The sequence below is a fragment of the Limnoraphis robusta CS-951 genome (assembly GCF_000972705.2).
Map to the genome: position 1 here is coordinate 1 of NZ_LATL02000143.1, position 19,090 is coordinate 19,090.

Annotated in this window: 22 protein-coding genes; 13 read left to right on the top strand and 9 right to left on the bottom strand. The window is 41.5% G+C overall.

Translation table 11 applies throughout. The features are described from left to right. Together WN50_RS12730 and WN50_RS12735 are read left to right on the top strand one after the other, a co-directional pair. Positions 1 to 927, top strand: a 927-nt coding sequence (locus tag WN50_RS12730; RefSeq protein ID WP_342586753.1) for a DUF1361 domain-containing protein, incomplete at its 5' end; no start/stop codon positions are given. Positions 928 to 1,026: 99 nt separating this feature from the next. Further along, positions 1,027 to 2,991, top strand: a complete 1,965-nt coding sequence (locus tag WN50_RS12735; protein ID WP_046277425.1) for an ABC transporter ATP-binding protein/permease — start codon at positions 1,027 to 1,029, stop codon at positions 2,989 to 2,991. Between the two features lie 9 nt (positions 2,992 to 3,000). Here the strand turns inward: WN50_RS12735 and WN50_RS12740 are convergent, their stop codons facing one another. Next, a complete protein-coding gene (locus WN50_RS12740; protein ID WP_046277424.1) occupies positions 3,001 to 3,381 on the bottom strand; it encodes a DUF6464 family protein in 381 nt (126 codons plus the stop codon). A 179-nt stretch (positions 3,382 to 3,560) separates the two neighbouring features. Here WN50_RS12740 and WN50_RS12745 point away from each other — a divergent pair, with 179 nt between their 5' ends. From WN50_RS12745 to WN50_RS12760, 4 genes are all read left to right on the top strand, one after another. Further along, positions 3,561 to 4,058 carry a YdcF family protein gene (locus tag WN50_RS12745; RefSeq protein WP_425354804.1) on the top strand — a complete coding sequence of 166 codons (498 nt, stop codon included), beginning with the start codon at positions 3,561 to 3,563 and terminating at the stop codon, positions 4,056 to 4,058. A 76-nt stretch (positions 4,059 to 4,134) separates the two neighbouring features. Next, the gene (locus WN50_RS12750; protein WP_046277423.1) at positions 4,135 to 5,388 is read left to right on the top strand and encodes an RNA-guided endonuclease InsQ/TnpB family protein; all 1,254 of its coding nucleotides are present in this window, start codon (positions 4,135 to 4,137) and stop codon (positions 5,386 to 5,388) included. Next, on the top strand, positions 5,388 to 5,771 hold the full coding sequence (locus WN50_RS12755) for a YdcF family protein (protein ID WP_323273494.1): 384 nt from the start codon (positions 5,388 to 5,390) through the stop codon (positions 5,769 to 5,771). Before WN50_RS12750 ends, WN50_RS12755 begins: the two co-directional genes overlap by 1 nt. Before the next feature lie 69 nt (positions 5,772 to 5,840). Further along, on the top strand, positions 5,841 to 6,071 hold the full coding sequence (locus WN50_RS12760) for a hypothetical protein (RefSeq protein ID WP_046277422.1): 231 nt from the start codon (positions 5,841 to 5,843) through the stop codon (positions 6,069 to 6,071). Between the two features lie 86 nt (positions 6,072 to 6,157). On the opposite strand, the gene WN50_RS12765 is transcribed toward WN50_RS12760, so the two are convergent. The 6 genes from WN50_RS12765 to WN50_RS33385 form a co-directional block, all read right to left on the bottom strand. Next, the gene (locus WN50_RS12765) at positions 6,158 to 6,385 is read right to left on the bottom strand and encodes a ferredoxin-thioredoxin reductase variable chain (protein WP_046277421.1); all 228 of its coding nucleotides are present in this window, start codon (positions 6,383 to 6,385) and stop codon (positions 6,158 to 6,160) included. Positions 6,386 to 6,611: 226 nt separating this feature from the next. Next, on the bottom strand, positions 6,612 to 6,989 hold the full coding sequence (locus tag WN50_RS12770; protein WP_046277420.1) for a hypothetical protein: 378 nt from the start codon (positions 6,987 to 6,989) through the stop codon (positions 6,612 to 6,614). Between the two features lie 343 nt (positions 6,990 to 7,332). Then, positions 7,333 to 8,424 carry a hybrid sensor histidine kinase/response regulator gene (locus tag WN50_RS12775; RefSeq protein WP_046277427.1) on the bottom strand — a complete coding sequence of 364 codons (1,092 nt, stop codon included), beginning with the start codon at positions 8,422 to 8,424 and terminating at the stop codon, positions 7,333 to 7,335. A gap of 55 nt (positions 8,425 to 8,479) precedes the next feature. Beyond that, positions 8,480 to 9,682, bottom strand: coding sequence for an ATP-binding response regulator (locus WN50_RS12780; protein ID WP_046277419.1), 1,203 nt, complete (start codon positions 9,680 to 9,682; stop codon positions 8,480 to 8,482). 228 nt (positions 9,683 to 9,910) lie between these two features. Further along, on the bottom strand, positions 9,911 to 10,342 hold the full coding sequence (locus WN50_RS12785; RefSeq protein ID WP_046277418.1) for a response regulator: 432 nt from the start codon (positions 10,340 to 10,342) through the stop codon (positions 9,911 to 9,913). Between the two features lie 235 nt (positions 10,343 to 10,577). Continuing rightward, positions 10,578 to 13,421, bottom strand: a complete 2,844-nt coding sequence (locus WN50_RS33385) for a PAS domain S-box protein (protein ID WP_082172429.1) — start codon at positions 13,419 to 13,421, stop codon at positions 10,578 to 10,580. 158 nt (positions 13,422 to 13,579) lie between these two features. On the opposite strand from WN50_RS33385, the gene WN50_RS12795 reads away from it, so the two are divergent. From WN50_RS12795 to WN50_RS37550, 3 genes are all read left to right on the top strand, one after another. Next, positions 13,580 to 14,329: a response regulator gene (locus WN50_RS12795; RefSeq protein ID WP_046277417.1), complete on the top strand. Its 750-nt coding sequence runs from the start codon at positions 13,580 to 13,582 to the stop codon at positions 14,327 to 14,329. A 195-nt stretch (positions 14,330 to 14,524) separates the two neighbouring features. Next, positions 14,525 to 14,944 carry a Na-translocating system protein MpsC family protein gene (locus WN50_RS12800; RefSeq protein ID WP_046277416.1) on the top strand — a complete coding sequence of 140 codons (420 nt, stop codon included), beginning with the start codon at positions 14,525 to 14,527 and terminating at the stop codon, positions 14,942 to 14,944. Positions 14,945 to 14,968: 24 nt separating this feature from the next. Continuing rightward, a complete protein-coding gene (locus WN50_RS37550) occupies positions 14,969 to 15,373 on the top strand; it encodes a Na-translocating system protein MpsC family protein (RefSeq protein ID WP_063847389.1) in 405 nt (134 codons plus the stop codon). Here WN50_RS37550 and WN50_RS12805 read toward each other — a convergent pair. After that, positions 15,297 to 15,773, bottom strand: a complete 477-nt coding sequence (locus tag WN50_RS12805; RefSeq protein WP_046277415.1) for a response regulator — start codon at positions 15,771 to 15,773, stop codon at positions 15,297 to 15,299. The genes WN50_RS37550 and WN50_RS12805 overlap by 77 nt on opposite strands. Before the next feature lie 508 nt (positions 15,774 to 16,281). Continuing rightward, complete coding sequence (locus WN50_RS12810) at positions 16,282 to 16,464, bottom strand: CsbD family protein (RefSeq protein WP_046277414.1); 183 nt, start codon at positions 16,462 to 16,464, stop codon at positions 16,282 to 16,284. Positions 16,465 to 16,732: 268 nt separating this feature from the next. Here WN50_RS12810 and WN50_RS12815 point away from each other — a divergent pair, with 268 nt between their 5' ends. From WN50_RS12815 to WN50_RS12830, 4 genes are all read left to right on the top strand, one after another. Continuing rightward, on the top strand, positions 16,733 to 17,125 hold the full coding sequence (locus WN50_RS12815) for a CsbD family protein (RefSeq protein WP_046278057.1): 393 nt from the start codon (positions 16,733 to 16,735) through the stop codon (positions 17,123 to 17,125). Between the two features lie 115 nt (positions 17,126 to 17,240). Further along, positions 17,241 to 18,050, top strand: coding sequence for a glucose 1-dehydrogenase (locus WN50_RS12820; protein ID WP_046278056.1), 810 nt, complete (start codon positions 17,241 to 17,243; stop codon positions 18,048 to 18,050). A gap of 233 nt (positions 18,051 to 18,283) precedes the next feature. Then, on the top strand, positions 18,284 to 18,502 hold the full coding sequence (locus tag WN50_RS12825; RefSeq protein ID WP_046278055.1) for a hypothetical protein: 219 nt from the start codon (positions 18,284 to 18,286) through the stop codon (positions 18,500 to 18,502). 211 nt (positions 18,503 to 18,713) lie between these two features. Further along, positions 18,714 to 19,090 (top strand): hypothetical protein (locus tag WN50_RS12830; protein ID WP_049559342.1); only part of this gene is annotated, 377 nt, incomplete at its 3' end.

The following is a 19,090-nucleotide window of genomic DNA, read 5'->3' on the forward strand; positions in this document are numbered from 1 at the left end:
GCTCAGTTTTCTTTGGGCGGCAATTCCTCTCCCGCTAACCCTGTCGGGTATAACGGGAGTCCCCTTGCCGCATCTCAGATGGATATACTAATCAATCAGATCATCTTAGCTTGGCAGGCAATTCTTGCTAATCTGGGTTGGATGTCGTGGAATTTATTCCTGGCATTAATCCCTCTGGCTTTGAGTTTATGGTTATTCTGTCCGCCTGTAATCTCCAAGCTGTCTAGAATGCGATCACCGATGATCATTTGGGGTGTCGGGTTGCTACTGGGCTTTAGTTTTCTCCCCCATGCCTATCAAGTCGGTCGGCAATTTCATCGTTTAATTCAAACTCTAGACTACAGTTATTTATTGATCGCACTTTTGATCACTCTGCTGCTGATGGGATTAGAAATTTGGCAGTCTCACAGACAACCAAACCGACCTCACCATCTTTCCTTGAGGTGGTGGTTGGGTTTTCTGGTTTTTATCTTGTTTCTTCCCAATGCACCTTATGTTCTCACGGATATCATTCATCTGGTTGATCAAATTCGTCAGGGTTATTCGGTGTGGATTATCTCCCTTGCTTTGATTCCCCAATATCTTGTTTTCATGTTTGTCGGATTTGAAGCTTATGTTCTTTCCCTGATTTACCTGAATCGCTATTTGGATCAGCAAGGTTGGAAACGCCATCGCTGGATGGGGGAATTGACTGTACACGCACTTTCGGCTGTCGGAATATACCTGGGACGGTTTCAGAGGTTCAATAGTTGGGATATCGTCAGTAACCCAGATGTTTTGATTAGGAGTTTGATTGATAATCTCCTCAATCATCGTCCCTTAGTCGTGATCGCTGTAACATTTGTAGTTTTGACTGTTTTGTATGGATTAATGAAGTTCATCACCCTTGCGGTGCTTCCCCCCTCATCCTCCCTGGATTCTGTCTGATTGTGTGTAACATATTTGACAGGTAGATTTACAATAGCCTACCATTATACCAGAAACTTGTATAATCCAAACTCTGTATAGACTTCAACAAGACAGCACATGAACCGATTTGACAGTCAGTTGTGGAAGCGATTTTTAGCGATCGCCCAACCCTTTTTCTATCCGCTTGAACCGGGAAGCAGCAAAGTGTTTCTCGGACTGTTACTATTGCTACTGGTTTTTATCTTTGCTGCTGTTTTTGTACTCGTCGCCGGAGTCACACTCGGGAGTCAATATCTATTTCCTGAATTTTTCAATAGCATCGCCCCTGGTTTGCTGGAAACCATCACAGGCTTGATCCAGTCTCCTTGGATCGTGGTATTCGGTTTAATGCTGATTTTACCTGTGATCGCCGCCTTTTCTTATAAAGAGAATTTACAATCTCGCTGGCAACCTTGGGCGGTTTTAGGTATTCTTTTGCTGTTATCCGTCTCCGTAAGCGGCTTAAACGTTATTATCAGCTACGTTTCAAACTTCTTTACAACCGCCCTCGCCGAGAAAAATGAATCAGAATTTTGGCGATTTTTATTTGTCTATGCAGGTGTTTTTATTGTTGGTATTCCCATTGTTGCTTTATATGGCTATACCCGCGATCGCTTAGGAAACTATTGGCGAAAATGGCTCACGAATAAATTTTTAGATAACTATTTTGATAACCGCGCCTATTATAAACTCGAATCTGATCGAGAAATCGATAACCCCGATCAGCGAATTACTGAAGATATTCGATCTTTTACCCGAACCAGCTTGGTTTTTCTGTTGGTTTTGCTGAATTCAGTGATTGATATTATTTCCTTTAGTGGAATTCTCTGGACAATCTCTAAAAAACTCTCGTTATTTTTGTTAGTTTATGCCGTCTTTGGTACCGTGATTACAATCTGGATCGGACGGCGATTAATTCCACTAAACTTTAACCAACTCCGACGAGAAGCTGACTTTCGCTATGGATTAGTTCATGTGCGAGATAATGCAGAATCGATTGCTTTTTATCAAGGAGAACAACAAGAAAGCCTGCAAATCAAACAGCGATTTCTGAAAGCTTTTGAGAACTTTAATCTGTTAATCGGATGGCAGCGAAATGTGGATTACTTTACCACAGGCTATCGCTACATTGTGATTATTTTACCCTCGCTGATCATGGCTCCGATTTATTTTGCGGGACAGATCAAGTTTGGAGACATTACCCAAGCTAACTTTGCCTTTAGTCAAGTTTTAAGTGCCTTTTCGATCATTGTCAGTCAGATTGAAGCCTTGAGTGCATTTGCGGCCGGAATTAACCGTTTAGCCACGTTTTCCGAAGCTTTACATCCCGAAAACACAGTCCCTAAACCGGGAGAACCTCGTATTGATTTAACGATTGATTCTCCACTGGCTCTCGAACATATTACCCTCAATACTCCCAATTATCAAAAAACCCTGGTAACAGATCTTTCTCTGGTTTTACAACCCGGTCAAGGATTATTAATCATGGGGAATAGTGGGGCAGGTAAGAGTTCCTTATTGCGGGCAATTGCGGGATTATGGCGTTCAGGAACCGGACAGTTAGTGCGTCCAGATTTACAGGAAATGCTGTTTTTACCGCAAAAACCCTATATGATTTTAGGAAGTCTCCGCGAACAATTATTGTATCCTTATACGGATCGAGGTGTAGATGAACAAAAATTAATTCAGGTTTTAGAATTGGTCAACTTGGGTCATTTAGCTGAACAAGTGAATAGTTTTGATGTCGAGTTGGATTGGGGAAATGTGCTATCTTTAGGAGAACAGCAGCGTTTAGCATTTGCGCGTTTGTTGCTGAGTCAGCCGCGTTACGCGATCCTCGATGAAGCGACCAGTGCCTTAGATTTAAAAAACGAAGAACGCCTCTATCAAAAGTTACAAGAGACTCAAACGACCTACGTGAGTGTAGGGCATCGAATGAGTTTATTAAAATACCATCACCAGGTTTTAGAACTGCTTGAAGATAGAAAGTGGCGATTAGTTTCGGTGGAAGATTATCGTGCAGATATGAGCATTTTGAATTAGTTAAAGTGATCACTCTGACGGTTGATGATTTGTCGGTTCATAAAAGCGACATTGACCGCATGGTCCTTGTGGATGAACCGCACAACGAACTAATTCTGAATGGGCATTGAAGCGACAAGTCCCATCTCCGAGTACCCAACGTCCATCCACTAAACTTCTCTCTTGAGGAGGTTCGGCAGATTGCACGTAAAGCGAGATTTGATGCAGTCGATAACGACCCGATCTTAACTGATAGCGGTGACGACGTTCTAAAACGGCGTAAGTTTGACCGAGGATCTCCAGATAATGACCCGGTTGAGGTGTCCAATCAAAGCAAATACTTCCTAAAGACCGTTGAGGATGAGTTAAAATCACTTCAGTCGGCAAAGAATCTGATTCAAGATTATCCATTGATCACTCCGTAAACAAACATAACTTCAATTATGTCGATTGACTAAAGGCTTTGTCAAATTCATCACGGCATGATCACAATAGATGAATTAGGAAGTATTAACAGCAATTGTGTCAGTTCATCGCTAAAATTTGGATCAACTCCTCTCAATTGAACTCGGAATTCCGGGCGTGATACTATGTTTCTGTTTTTATCTAAACTTCTGCCCTTACTTATTTATCCTCTCGGACTGAGTTGCTTTTTACTGATAGTCGCCTTAATATTATTGTGGAAGCAGCCTCGCATAGCGGCAGGGGCAATCGGATTAGCGTTGTTGATTCTCCTGGTGAGTAGTAATAGTTGGGTTTCTCAGAGTTTAGTGCGATCGCTAGAGTGGCAAAATATCCCCAACGGTGAACTTCCAAAAGCAACGGCGATTGTCGTGTTGGGCGGCGGAACCAAAGCCCCCATTCCCCCTCGTCCTTGGGTCGATGTCAGCGAAGCCGGAGATCGGATTTTGTATGGGGCGTTGTTGTATCGACAGGAAAAAGCCCCTTGGCTGATTTTAAGTGGGGGTCGCATTCAATGGGACGGTCAAGAACCTCCTGAATCGGCTGATATGGCGGAAATTGCAGCAGCGATGGGGGTTCCGGAGTCGGCAATTTTACCTAACTCCGTAAGAAGGCTCCCGTCATAATCTTTGATTTGACGGTGAGATGAATTGCGGTCAGGATGTGTGTTAGAATAATTTATCTCAAGCATAGCGACGTAAAATGCTGGTATTTGAAGCAAAACTTGAGGGAGAAAAACAACAGTATGAGCGGCTCGATGAAGCCATTCGTACTGCACGTTTTATCCGCAATTCTTGCATTAGATACTGGATGGACAACCCGAAGATTGGACGGTATGAACTGAGCGCTTATTGTGCGGTTCTTGCCAAGGAATTCCCCTGGGCAAGTAAGCTCAACTCGATGGCTCGTCAAGCTTCTGCTGAAAGAGCATGGTCGGCTATCGCTCGGTTTTATGACAACTGTAAGAAGAAAGCAGCGAAGAAGCGGTGCGACCTCGCGGCTTCGCAAGCCGCTAGAGGAAGCGCACCAAGAGAAGGTTTTCCACGCTTCAAGAAGCATCAAACACATGGTTCTGTTGAATATAAAACCTGCGGGTGGAAGCTTTCGGAAGATAGAAGAACCATTACTTTCACCGATGGGTTTAAAGCCGGAAGTTTCAAGTTGTGGGGAACCCGTGACTTGCATTTTTATCAGTTGAAACAGATTAAGCGCATCCGGGTTGTCCGTCGTGCTGATGGATACTACGTTCAGGTTTGTCTTGATCAAGAGCGGATTGAGAAACGAGAGCCAACAGGTAAAACCATTGGGTTGGATGTTGGGTTGACCCAGTTCTACACCGATTCCAACGGACAAACGGTTGATAATCCTCGTTACTTGAGAAAGTCCGAAAAGTCTCTCAAGCGACTTCAACGTAAACTTTCTCGTACCAAAAAAGCCTCGAAAAATAGAGCTAAGGCTCAAAATCGCTTGGGTAGAAAGTACCTCAAGGTAAGTAGGCAGCGTAAAGATTTTGCCGTGAAGTTGGCAAGATGCGTCATCCAGTCTAACGACTTGGTTGTCTATGAGGACTTGCAGGTGCAAAATCTGGTGAAAAACAGAAAACTCTCCAAGTCGATTTCTGATGCGGCTTGGTCTAATTTCCGCAGTTGGTTAGAGTATTTCGGTAAAGTGTTCGGGGTGGCAACGGTATCGGTTCCTCCTCACTACACCAGTGCCAACTGCTCTAACTGTGGGGAAGAAGTCAAAAAGTCGTTGAGTACGAGAACTCATAGATGTCATAATTGTGGGTTTGTACTTGATAGAGACTGGAATGCAGCTATCAACATACTTGAATTAGGACTCCGTACCGTGGGACACACGGGAACGTTAAACGCCTCTGGAGAGACTGACCAATACTTGAGTGTGGAAACTCCTTCAAGCAAGTCAACTCGTGGAAAGAGGAAACCCTTGCAGTGATGTTTTGGAATCCCCTACTATATTCGGTACTCCGAATTAGTGGTGGGAGGATGTCAAAAGATCCAACTTCACTGAATACTTATCAAAATGCGGTGAATGTTCGTCAGATTTTACAGGAGAAGAAGTTGACGGGGAAAGTATTATTAGTAACATCTGCCCTGCATATGCCGCGATCGCTGCGGGTTTTTCAGCGTCAAGGAATTGAGGCGATCGCAGCACCGACTGATTTTTGGGTCTCTCAACAAGATGTCAACCCTTCAAAAACCACAATACAAGCAAGCATTTTAGGCCTCATACCGGATACGCAATCTTTGCAAAAGTTCACCCAAGCCTTAAAAGAATATATCGGAATTGTTGTTTATCGGTTGCGAGGATGGTTATAATTTGAGCCTGCAATAAATCCGATTGATTATGTTAACTTGAAGAAATAATTAGCAGAGGTTCGAGCTGTAATGTATTTTCAGTGGGAAAATTTCACAGATACTCAACAATCAGCAGCAGAGATTTTGCAAGTCTATCAAGTGACTGCTAAATTTTATCAGGAAGTCAAATATCGAGAGGAGTTTGAACAGCATTGTCAATGGTACGCTGAAACCGCCGAGCGTCATCAGCAAGAACTCCAAAAAATGCGAGGAGATCTAAACATATTCGGTTGGTTTCGGCGGGGACGAGGGACGAACTAAAGGTGGGGAAAGTTGTCCACACTGAAGGATTTGAGCCTCTCTAATGTCCCTCGATGGGCAGATGTAGAATTTTCCCCTTTCACCTGCTAGTCTGAGATCACTTCAAGTTCCTCCTGTTTAAAATGAGCTTTGAATTTGGCGGTAAATTTGACTTGAATCGGGAGATTTGGACTCACTGGCCTACCATTCCAATCATTGATGATAGAGACAATTTCTCCTTCTAAACCCTTCATGTCAAATGACTGATTGCGGTGTTCGGGATGAGTATAGACAATAACCGATGTTTTGACGCGAACGCGATCGCCAGCTTTCATAGACTTTAACCTAGTATCTCCTCTCTAACGACCTGAACTCACCCAGGGTTGATGACCTGTACCAAGTCAGGCAGTTTTTCTATATTGACACAGAAACCGCTCCAAAACTCAACTGTGCAAGGATTTACTGTGGCGGAGATTTTTTCCTCCAATCTTACGGGGACTCGGATACTCTCAATCAGATCAAAAGGGATTGAGTTGCTATTCAATCCCTGCTGTGTCGAAATCAATTCCCTAAGCGAATGGGAATTCCCCTGACACCAGCCCCTTGAGAATTGAAGGAAGGACTTAAGGGGTTGACTTGTTGTCGATTTTGCTGAGATGAATATTGATCAATCACTACTTCCGTTTGAGGTGCAACTTGATTCAAGTATTCGGGTTCGTATTCAAAAGGTTTATCGAGTGATGGCCCCCCCTGTGGAAAACTGGCACTAGAGGGTTTGATGCCCATATTTAAGCCTTTTCCAGTCAAATCTGATGCAGATACGGAGGGCTGTTGATAGGTATCGAGTCGCTGAACTTCTTCTGCTATCCCGGTTGGTATGAGAGAAAAAAAGCTCACCCCAATCACCACTCCCCCGAAAATCGATTGAGCAATCTTCATTATGGTTTCCCTTTCGTAAAACTAAGCTTCATTGATGTCGGACTCGAACCTCTAGGTTGCAAGCCTTGTACCCCTACCAACACTCTGTATCTGACTGTCTAGAAAAATACTGTCAGTATATATTGGGAGATTATAAAGATAAAATGATCTTTTTAATTGCTCCAGTTTTAGATTAACATTCTCTCCCTCTCGACAACTGTAACTTTTCCTACAAAGCATTGTTGCCGTAGAGTTGCTCGAGAAGTTACCCAATGTAAAATATAAGTAACAATTAGAGACAAATATAAATACACGGGGTTTTTTAAAACTTAATCCCAAGACATATGAACTCCTAGTCACTGACTTAAAACGGTAAACAAACGGTAAATACAGTGCCTTGATTCAGAGCTGATTTGACGGCGATTTTACCTTGATGAGCTTGGATAATTTGCCGACATAAATGCAACCCTAAACCACTTCCTGAACGCTTATGATTCCCCTGATGAAAGGCTTCAAACATGGTGACTTGATCTTCAGGAGATATGCCAATCCCGGTGTCTTTTATTTCAACTTTTATCCAGTCTTTGGGTAACTCTTTCTCGGAGTTTTTCATTAAACTTAAATTCACTTCAACACTTCCCTCATCTGTAAATTTAATCGCATTAGCAATCAGATTTGTAAACACTCGTCGCAATTCTAAGCGATCGCCAACAAATTTTTTAACCACAGGTTCAGTGGCGGAGTTAAATGTCACTAGAAGTTGTTTTTCGGCAATTAAAGGTGTGAGTTCAGTAATCACTTCTTGGATGAGAGCATCTAAATCGAAAGGAATAAAACTGAGGGTTTTTTGTCCGACATCATAGGAATACACGGCTAAAAGCGTGTTTAACATATCGAGTAGATTTTTATTACTGCCGATCATGGTTGCGATCGCCTCATCCATTGGAGAATCTAGATTTCCAAATACCCCTTGCTGCATGAGATTTAACATCCGATCCGCAGCAACCAGAGGAGTTCGTAGATCGTGGGTGAGACAGCGAACAAAATTTTCTCGCTGATCGATACTTTGTTTTAGACGCAATAGCGATCGAACTCGGGCTTGGAGTTCATCAATTTGAACAGGTTTACGAATAAAATCATCCGCCCCAGCATCTAAACCTTCGACGACACTTGACTGTTCGTGAGCCGTAATCAGTAAAATGGGAATGTAGGGATATTTAGGATTACTGCGAATGAGCCGCGTTACCTCATAGCCATCCATTTCAGGCATCATCACATCCAGCAGCACTAAATTCGGCGGAGAGGCTTCTATCTGTGCTAGAGCGCTTTTTCCGTCTTCGACTAAGACAACATTGTGTCCTTCTTGTTCTAGGGCTAACTTCAGAAGGAATAGGTTATCTGGCAGATCGTCAACTGCGAGAATATAGTTTGTTTTCGCTACTGCAATACTAGACATATCAACATTACTAAAATTAGTTTTCATAAAAACTGTTTTTGTTTTTATATATATTTTATTTTAAATAGCGTGGAAATTCAACCTGGAAAACAGAACCATAGCCCAATTGACTATCCACATTGACTTTCCCTTGCATCAATTTCACGAGAGAATCAACGATTGCTAAACCCAAACCTGTACCATAATGTTTACGAGTATTCGTTTGATTGACTTGTCGGAAGGCTTCAAAAATTTCCTGCAAATGATCGGGGGCGATGCCAATTCCTGTATCCTTAACTGAAATGGCTAATTGACCTGTTTCTAGTTCTCGAACATCAATCCAAATTCCTCCCGACTCTGTAAATTTAATAGAATTTGAAATCAGATTAACTAAAATTTGCCGGATACAATTTTTGTCATTAATCACCTTTCCCTCTTCGAGAGCGACATCAACTTTCAACGTCAATTGTTTCTCGACGGCTAGGGATCGCAATTCTTCAGCCGTCAATTCTACAAATTTACCCAGATCAAATTCTTGAGGTTCTAACTTAAATTGGCCGGCTTCTATTTTAGAAAAATCCAGAACTTCATTGAGCATCGTCAATAGATTTTGAGCATTATTAAAGATGCGTTTTACCATATCCAATTGTTGAGGAGCGAGAGGATCTGGGTACTGACGCAGCAACAGTTGAGAAAAACCCATAATTGCATTCATGGGTGTGCGAAGTTCGTGAGACATGGTGGCTAAAAATTGGGATTTAAGGCGAGATGCTTCAGCCAGTTTGCGGTTTTGTAATTCGATTTGTTGGCGTTGTCGTTCTAGTTCTCGATTTTTGCGTCGTAACAGTTCATTACTTTCCCAGAGACGTTTGTTGGCTCGTTCGGCTTCCATTTCGGCATGATAAACCCGAATAGAATTCCGCATGACTTGCCACAATCTTTCGGGCGAAACCCAAGATTTGGAGAGATAATCAGAGGCACCCGCTTTCATTAAATCGACTGCAATTTGCTCATCGCCTTGACCTGTCAACACAATTAAGGGTACTTTTATGTTGAGAGAACGTACCTGTTTAACGAGTTCAAGACCATCTCGATCGGGCAAGCGATAATCTAGAAAAACACAATCAAATTTATTTTCTTGGATGAGGGCGACTGCTGTTTCACAATCTTGTGCTTCAGCTACTTCAACTTTGACATCAACTTTCCGCAGCGAGCGCTTAACAGCCATTCGATCCACTTCATCATCATCAACAATCAGTATACTTAATAGTTTTTCCATCTCCTGCCATCTACAGAGGTTTAGCGGATGCAAGACGTTCGGTTTTATAACAGAACTAACCTGGGGTTGAAATTTTGACATTTTTGATTTTTTTCATTCAATAGAGAGGTAACATTCCATTTTTTAGCAATAACCGATTTTACTGTTTTCATGGTAATTTTTCCAGCTTTTATCTAAATTTTATTTTGACAGTTACACTGTTCTGTTATTCATCGAGACAGCCGTGTACTAGGGAAATTCACACAGCGTCCAATAAGTATTCAAAGTAACAATAACTGAAGCAAATTTTGTAAAGGTTACGGGCTTGAGAATATAACCTGCAATATTCAAGTTATAAGCTTCAAGCAAATCCCGATCTTCATCGGAAGTTGTTAACACAATTACAGGTGTCGCTTTCAATTTTCGATCAGAACGCAACTCTTTTAAAAATTCTAAGCCTCCCATTTTAGGCATATTCAAGTCAAGTAATATCAATCGGCGTTCTTCAGGAACGATGGGAAGACAACCTTCTTGGGAACGTAGCATTTCCAAAGCCTCTATTCCATTACCCGCCACATAAAGCGGATTAGAAATATTGTTCTTTTTAAACGCTCGCTTGACGTTCATCACATCAACTTCGTCATCTTCCACCAATAGAATATTAATAATTTTTTCCCCCATAAATCAGATAATCCGTTGAACTCGCCTCTTGAGATTATGATCATCTCATAACATCAAACGATAGCAATCCCAGCCTACCTCTTCCTGAGATTATAAACAAAGCTTTAACTTCAGACCTCATCTCTAGGGAGAAACCTTGAGTTGATCTTTATCTATCTCCAGAGGTAGATCAGACTGGAAACAATTTATAACGACGAAGAGTCTGCTATTTCTCCTTCTCGGCAAGAGCGATCTTTTACTTAGGCCAAGTCCAGCGAAATGTCGCCCCTTCGCCGAGTTGAGATTCAAGTTCAATTTTTCCTCCTTTAGTATCAATAATTTTCTTGACAATTGACAAACCAATGCCCGTATTTTCGGCTTGATCACGGGCTTTCAAGGTTTGAAAAATCGTAAAGACTTTTGCCTGATATTGAGGCGCAATCCCCGGGCCATTATCACTGATCGAAAACTCGTAGAATTTCCCCTGATCGGTGCAGGAAATTATCACCTGTCCATCGGAACGATGATGATGCTTAATCGCATTACTAATCAAGTTACTAAACACTTGCTGTAAAGATATCCGTTGTGTGGTTAAAGTGGGCATTTCTCCTTCGATTTTAATGGTAAACTCTGATGGCGGATCAAGTGAATCAATGATCTCTTCAAGCAGTTGACTCACCTGAACTTTTTCAGATTCTACTTGAACACGACCAACTCGAGAATACTGTAAAAGTCCGTTAATTAAGTTTTCCATCCGATGAACTCGTCCGCGTAATAAACTCATCTGATGACGAGTATCATCATCAAGCTTATCTTGTAGATCTTCTTCCATCCATTCAGACAAATTAGCGATCGCTCTTAGAGGCGCTTTCAAGTCGTGAGAGGCGACATAAGCAAACTGATCGAGTTCTTTATTGCGTTTTTCCAGTTGTCCGGTTGTGGTCAATAAAATCGCATTCAGTTGAACCAATTCATCGGCACGAGCCTGTAAAATGGCTTCAGTTTGTTTGCGTTTAGTCACATCGTTAATCGTCCCCCAAAATCCAATGACTTCGTTTTCACCGTTTCGGTTCAATTGAGCAGAAATTTCCAACCAACAAAAATCCCCATTTTTTTTGAGCAAGCGAAATTCAAAGATAAAACCCTGTTGATCAGTCTGAATCAACCGCTCTAATTGTTCACTAATATAGCGTTGATCTTCTTCAGCATAGACATAATTAATCAACCCAGAGGAAAGACTCTCAGAAAGGCTAAATCCGGTAATGAACGTCCAAGCCGGACTTAAAAACGTCCACCGCCCTTCAATATCAGTTTGAAAGATGACTTCTTGAACACTATTGAGAACAGAGCGATACAGCCGTTCACTTTCCGATAAAGCCTTTTCGATCCGTTTGCGTTGGGTAACATCTTCAAAAGCAATTCCTAACCGTTGATTGGGTAAGGGAAAAGCTTTGACTGCAAACCAACTTTCACCGACTCGCTGATCTCCATAACGAACTTCACTAAACCCACAAGGCTGTTGATGACGAACCACTTGAGCATAAGCTTGCAATAAACAAATGTTGGTTTCTGGCAATTTTGGGAAACACTCGATCATTTTTCTGCCCACTTGCTCGTCAAGTTCTAACCCTAATAATTGCGACGCTTCCGGGTTAGAACTAATCAAGCGAAAACTCTGAATATCGTCGATATCCTCTAAATGCCAAACGCTCATCCCAATGGGAATATTTTCGACAATATCTTCATAGATTTGAATTTTGGCTTGAGCTGCTTCAGCTTGCTCACGGGCAACTCGTTCTCGTTCGAGTAATTCATCTTTGAGTTGATTGAGAACTTCCAGCTCAGTCGTTCTGTCTTTAACTCGCTGTTCGAGTTCATCGTTAAAACGAGCAATTTCTTCTTCAGCTTGCTTGCGAAGCGTGACATCTCGGGAAATACAGAGAATCATCGGTTCTACCGTCGAATTTCCCGAGGATATGGCGCGACTGGTGGTTTCAAACCAAACATAAGTCCCATCACAACGACGTACCCGATAAGTGCTGGTGTACTCATGGGGTAACTGACCGATAATGGTATAGGTTCTCTGCCAAGCGGCTGCATCTGCCGGATGAAAGAATTCATAGAGGGAACGTCCCAGCAGTTGCTCCGGTTCGTAGCCGAGTAAATGCCGACTGGCGGGTGAGGCGTAGAGAAACACCCCTTCACAGGTGTGAGTAGAAATCAGATCTTTGGCATGATCAGCTAGCCAGCGATAGCGGGCTTCACTTCCCCGCAGAGCGGCTTCGGCTCGTTTGCGATCGCTAATATCTTGCTGAGAACCCACCATGCGAATGGCTTTACCCAAGTCATCCCTTTGAGCAATTCCTCGGGCTAAAGTCCATTTGTAGCTGCCATCGGCACAACGCAGACGGTATTCCGCCGCGTATTTAGGTGTTTTGCCGTCAAGATGATTTTGTACTGTTGCTAATACATCATCAAGATCCTCGGGATGAATGCGAGAACGCCAAGCCTCAAAGTTATTTTCCAGTTCGTCATCTTTGTAGCCGAAATCGGCTTTCAACTGAGTAGACATGAAGACGAACCCGGTGAGAATATTCCAGTCAAAAATACCGTCTCCAGTTCCTTGCAGGGTTAACTGCCAACGTTCCTCACTTTTTTTAAGCTCAGTCTCCACTTGCTTGCGTTCTTCGATTTCTTGTCGGAGTAAGCGCATTGACTCTTCCATCTGCTCTGGACTCGGAAACGTTAAAATTTTGGGGATCAACAGGATTAGGGCGATCGCACTCAATAAAGAGATTACCGCCGTGAACGCTCGCACGATGCCCGAAATCCAGTAGTTCGGGTGCCACAGCGTCCAGATATCGAGTAGATGACCCCAACCGCAAGAGATAATAAAGCCAGCAAACAACAGAAATATCCAGTTAAATGGAATATCATCTCGCTGACGAACGATGTACACTAGCCCAACAGGGATGGAAAAGTAAGATAAGGCAATGATGGCGTTACTCACCCAATGCAATCCCACTAATCCAGGTTTCCAGAGATAACAACTGCCATGAGGCATGAACACTGTTGTAGCGAGTATACTTTCTGTCAGCATAGATCTTCGTCTCCAGCAATATCAATTGTCAATCTATCTTTAGGTCAGTTTTCGATAGGACTATGGATAGATAGACTAAGTAAGGTTTTTTAGGTTAATCTGATGAGGATATATCGAAAGCGCTAATATTTCCTCTATCTATTGTCGGCAATTTTAGAATGAATAAAATACGTGTTGTTCTTGTTGAAGATCATAACTTGAGTCGTGTGGGTTTAGTCGCTGCCCTCAAGCAAGTCAATGATATTGAAGTTGTGGGTGATGCGGAGAATGGCCGCAAAGGTTTAGAGATGTTGCGATCGCTTTCCCCGGATGTGGCTATTGTTGATATTGGCTTACCCGATATTGATGGGATAGAGTTGACGCAACAGTTAAGAAAAATTCAAGCCAGTTCTGAATCAACTGTTAAAACGAAAGTTCTGATTCTCACCATGCACGAGGAAGAAAACTCGGTTTTAGCGGCTTTTGCAGCAGGTGCGGATTCTTACAGTTTGAAAGATTCGAGTTTAGATATACTGGTACAGGCGATTCGATCAACCTACGAGGGAAATGCTTGGATTGATCCAACAATTGCTCGGATTGTCCTCAAACAAGCTCGAACGGTAGAACCGATTTCTGCTGTTGCGGTTGATGAATTCAACACGGGGAAAGAGGTAACTAAGCACACGGTTGAGATTGATTCGGCTCAAGATGATGTTCAACGGCTTCTTGATACCTATCCTCTGACTGAGCGAGAACTGGAAGTTTTAGAACTGATTGTGGCTGGATGTAGCAATGCTGAAATTTCTGAAAAGCTTTATGTGACGGTTGGAACGGTGAAAACTCATGTTCGCAGTATTTTGAATAAGTTATGTGTCGAAGATCGCACTCAAGCTGCGGTACGGGCTTTGCGTTCGGGGTTAGTCAGTTAGCAGTTTGCAGATATCAGTGGGTGACTGTCAAAAATCCATCCTAAGAATCATGCGAGTTTTATTGTCTAATTGTAGACTGATCTTTAGTTGTGATTGATAGCGATCGCTATCGAGTTTACACTGCTGTTCCATAACTCAGAAGAATCACTCGACTGACTTATGTACAGCAGTCTAATAAAATTTAGAGGCAAGTTGATGAATAATCTGACTCGAGGACAACTGGAACGGAATCTTTCTCAGCGTATTCAAGCTTTCTATCGTCAAGAACTAGGACATCAACCGACTAAGGTGACTTGTCAGCTTTTTGACTCTAAAATCGCAATTATTGTGGAAAATTCTATTACCCCCGCAGAACAGCTTTTATCAGATGCGGGACAAGATGAGTTAGCGGAGGAGGTTCGAGCGGGATTAAAAGATGCCACTCAACCGAAATTAAAAGCTTTGATCGAAGAAATCTTAGCAGTGGATGTGATTGATCTCTTGAGTGAAGCGAAGTTAGAAACGGGTCGGATGGGTATTATTGCGGTATTAACTCAATCTCCCCAAGTTCGCAATTGTGAATCAATTCCTAAGCCTAAACTCCATTCAGGGCATAATCAATCTCAGGTTTCTTGAAAAAAGTCTTTGATTTGAGGAATAATGGAGGCAAGCAATTTAGCATTATCAGAGCAGCTTCTTTGTGAGGGGATTCAAAAGATCTATACTCAACAGTTAGAACAGCAACTCATCAAGATTAGTTGTCATATATTTGATCGCATTGTAGTTTTTATTTTAGAGGGAGTGATTACTCCCCCTGAACATTTCTTGAATCGAAATAATGATGTCCGATTGGTGAGCCGAGTTCGAGGCGAATTGGATCGCATCATTCAGCCCAAAATTAAGGATTTGATTGAGAAGACGATCAATGTAACGGTGACTGACTTCCTTTGTGATACAGCGATTGATACTGATCGTACTGGAGCAATTGTTATTTTTGAATTTCCGTCTCGCACTGCTTCTTTAAAAACCTCGGACGACGGGACGCACAATCGGAAGGCTTTGTAAGATGGCGACAGATTAGATCTTCGAGATCGCTCAACAGATAAGGTTTACTGAGGTAGTCATCAAAACCGCTCGCGAGTAAGTGTTCTCGATCTTTTCCGAAAGCCAAGCCCGTTACAGCAATTGTAGTGGTTTGGTCAAGTCGGTGATTGGCTCGAATGTGACCCAGAAGTTGTAAGCCGTCAATATCCGGTAATATAATGTCAAGTAAAATGAGCTGAGGTTGGTAATGTTCTAAAAGGGACAAAGCTTCTTGAGAGCTACTCGCACTCAGATAAGGATAACCCAAATTTTCAAGGACGCAACCAATTAGAAGTAAATTGTCTTGATTATCATCGACGGCTAAAACATAGGGTTTTTTAACCAATTGGTGAGCTAAACTCGTTAAAGCTTTCGTAGTCATACTCAGTATCGTCCATAGCAAGGGAAAACGAAGCATCCCCCCAAGTGGCTAAAAGGCACTTATTTCGGACTGGTTCGTGAGGCTTGCCCCAGGTCAGCATCCTACTGCTGGCACAACGCTCAGGAGAAGATTGCATAAGCTAGTACAAGCTAGCTGTATTATACACGATCTTTTAAAAGATTTAAATATTATTTTAGGATTGTATACAAACTGTTAGGAAGTTTAAATTAATGACACAGAAACGGGTGAGTTCAACGTCAAAATGTGATCAATCTGACCAGCTTGAGAAGATTAAATAAGTATCAATACTTATCAAATTCTTCAAAGAATGAACTCAAGAACTTGGGTTGTTTTTAAAGTGATTGAAACAGAAGTGGTTTATGTCTTTTCTGAAACTCAATTCAATCTGTATAATTTAAGAGAGTGAAATTTTCATCAGAAAAAAGGACCTAAAATGAATTAGATCCTTTCTGTCTTATGCAAAATCAGACGAAGCCTGCTGTGACCGTTAGTCTATTTTCTTTTTGACTTCATCTTTCATGTTTTCAACAGTCTGTTGAAGTTGAGCCTCAGTTTGCTTGGCTTTTCCTTCGGCTTTGTCTTTGGGATCTCCGGTAAACTCTCCCATCGCTTCTTGAGCTTTTCCTTCTAAATTTTTAGCGGTTGCTGCCACTCTATCTTCTAAACTCATTTGTTAAATACTCCTAATTTAATCTTCTGTTTTACCGTTTTTTATCTAACTAAAACTATATCAAAAAATTTTAAAATAATCACTCTATCTAGAGAGAGATTAAAAGGGGTTAAATTGACCAAAAATGTCCACAAACCTCCAATTTAGTTCTCTCTAAAGAGTGAGGTCAATTGACCTCAAACCCGTTTATTCTGAAAGTGAAACGTTGGAACAAATATTCAACGATAAATACTGAAGCTGTTGTGAAATCAACAGAGGAGATTAAACTATGAGATTTGCTCGTAAATTGCTTTTAAAATTTGGTGTTTTTGTATCATTAGCTGTATTTTGTTCAGGTTTACTAACCGCTTCATTTTTACCGGCTCAAGCCCTGAGTCTGAATACTTCTTCTATCTTAGCAACTAATTCTTCAATGGTAGACAATGTATTGGGAGAAGGTACAGCAAATAAAGTGGAAGGTAAAGCACGCCAAGCCGTCGGAGCAGCAGAACAAAATATGAAAGAAGCTCAAGCCAAAACTGAAGGTTCACTCAAACAAACTCAAGGAAAAGCACAAGAAAATGTCGGCGACATCCAACGTCAAAGCAGCGAAGCCCACAATGATCTTGAAAGAACTTCTGATAATGTAGTTGATGCGGTTAAAGATTTCTTCGGACAGTAAAACTGAGAAAGAATAGGTTTTAGTCTGAACTTTTGATGCGCTAATTTTTCCCAGGTTAAACCCTGGGATTTTCGTTAAATATTCAAGAATAAATATTAGGAGGATTAAAATCATAATGAAAGGGTTGAAAGGGAAAAATGTGTTAATCACTGGAGCTACTTCTGGAATAGGTCAGGCGATCGCTGTTCGCTTTGCAACAGAAGGGGCAAATGTAGCGATTAATTATCGGGGAAATCCTGAAAAAGTTCAAGATACAGAAGAAATGATTGATCAAGTTTGCAATCAAATTCGAGACTGTGGGGGTAAAGATATACCCGTCGAAGGTGATGTTTCTAACGAGCAAGATATTATCAGAATGTGTGGTGAAGTTGTCGAGAAATTGGGTAGTTTAGATATCTTAGTGAATAATGCGGGAATGCAAATCGCCGAAGCTTCTGATCAAGTAAAAACAGAGGATTTTGATCAAGTTATTTCGGTGAATCTCCGAGGTGCTTTTTTGTGTTCTCGGTCAGCGATTAAACAGTTTTTAAAACAGAATAATGGCGGTGTAATTATTAATGTTTCTAGTGTGCATGAGATTATTCCTCGACCTCAATATGTGAGTTATTCTATTAGTAAAGGGGGCATGGGAAACCTGACTAAAACGCTGGCTTTAGAATATGCGAGACATGGAATTCGGGTTAATGCTATTGCACCGGGCGCAACGGCAACACCGATTAATTCTTGGTCAGAAGATGAGAAAAAAAGACAAGAAGTTGAACAGCATATTCCGATGGGACGAGTCGGAACGTCTGAAGAAATGGCTGCAATTACGGCTTTTTTGGCTTCTGATGATGCGTCTTATATTACGGGTCAAACTCTTTATATTGATGGCGGACTAACGCTGTATCCAAAGTTTATGGAACCTTGGTCAGCCGGAGAATAAATGATTCAAAAATTTATGTTAATTTTATCGCCGGGTTTCTTGAAGAAATCAGGCTTATTTTTTTGATTTTATAGAATAAAACCACCAAGACACAGAGACACCAAGAGATGACCCAGAAATCTCTCAGGAGAAAGAAGAAATTTATCTCAGGTCTTATTTAAAATAAGGATGAGGTTAAGTTGTTGATTTTTTGATGATTCCTCAATGGAGGTTAATCAAGGATGTGAGAGGCTATGGAATACTTAAATCAGTCTGTTTTAAAGTTTTTTATTTGGATAGTAGCTGAGATTATCCTCAATTTTATCGGTCTTGATGACTTGGCTGATTACGGGGAGTTTGTTTTTGAAAGAAAGGTTCATATTCCTGAAACATTAATTGTTGAAATATCTATCAAAAATCACGTTGATTTTTGGAATCATTCAAATCACCGCATTCCCAGTTTTCGGATTTAAAATTAATTATTTTGTTAAAACTAAAGTCCAGCAATGGTAATTTGACTATTTTACAATTCCTTTAAATTTATCTAAATTATCTTTACAGAAGGGTAGTTCATGTAAAACTTGGAGAGTTTCACTAAACATACAGAACGTTATAGGCTAAGATGCACAACAGTAGGCTTCATCTCGACTACTCAAGATTTTGTTAGAGTTAGGAGATTATTTTATGACTACTTTTAAACCGTTGTGCATCGCATTAACGGGAATATTGGCAGTGTCTATCCCTTTTCAAAAAGCACAAGCCGCGACTTTGTTTAGTGGTGTGGGTGACAATGCAGCAACCGCTTTTGCAGCGATGAAAGCCGCTATTGGTGGGTTGGATAATACCACTGCTATCGGCTCACAAATCGGCGGATTTCGCACGGTCAACTGGGATGGTGTATTATTAGATGGAACCGATTTTGGCGGCAATACTCAGGTGATCGTTCCTGATCAAGTGGTCGGTATTCCTGAAGATCGTTTTCTGTCTCGCGGTGCCTTGTATGATGATGTTTATATCGTCAGTGGCGATGGTTTAGAAAGCGTTAATTCCGGTGTGGCGGG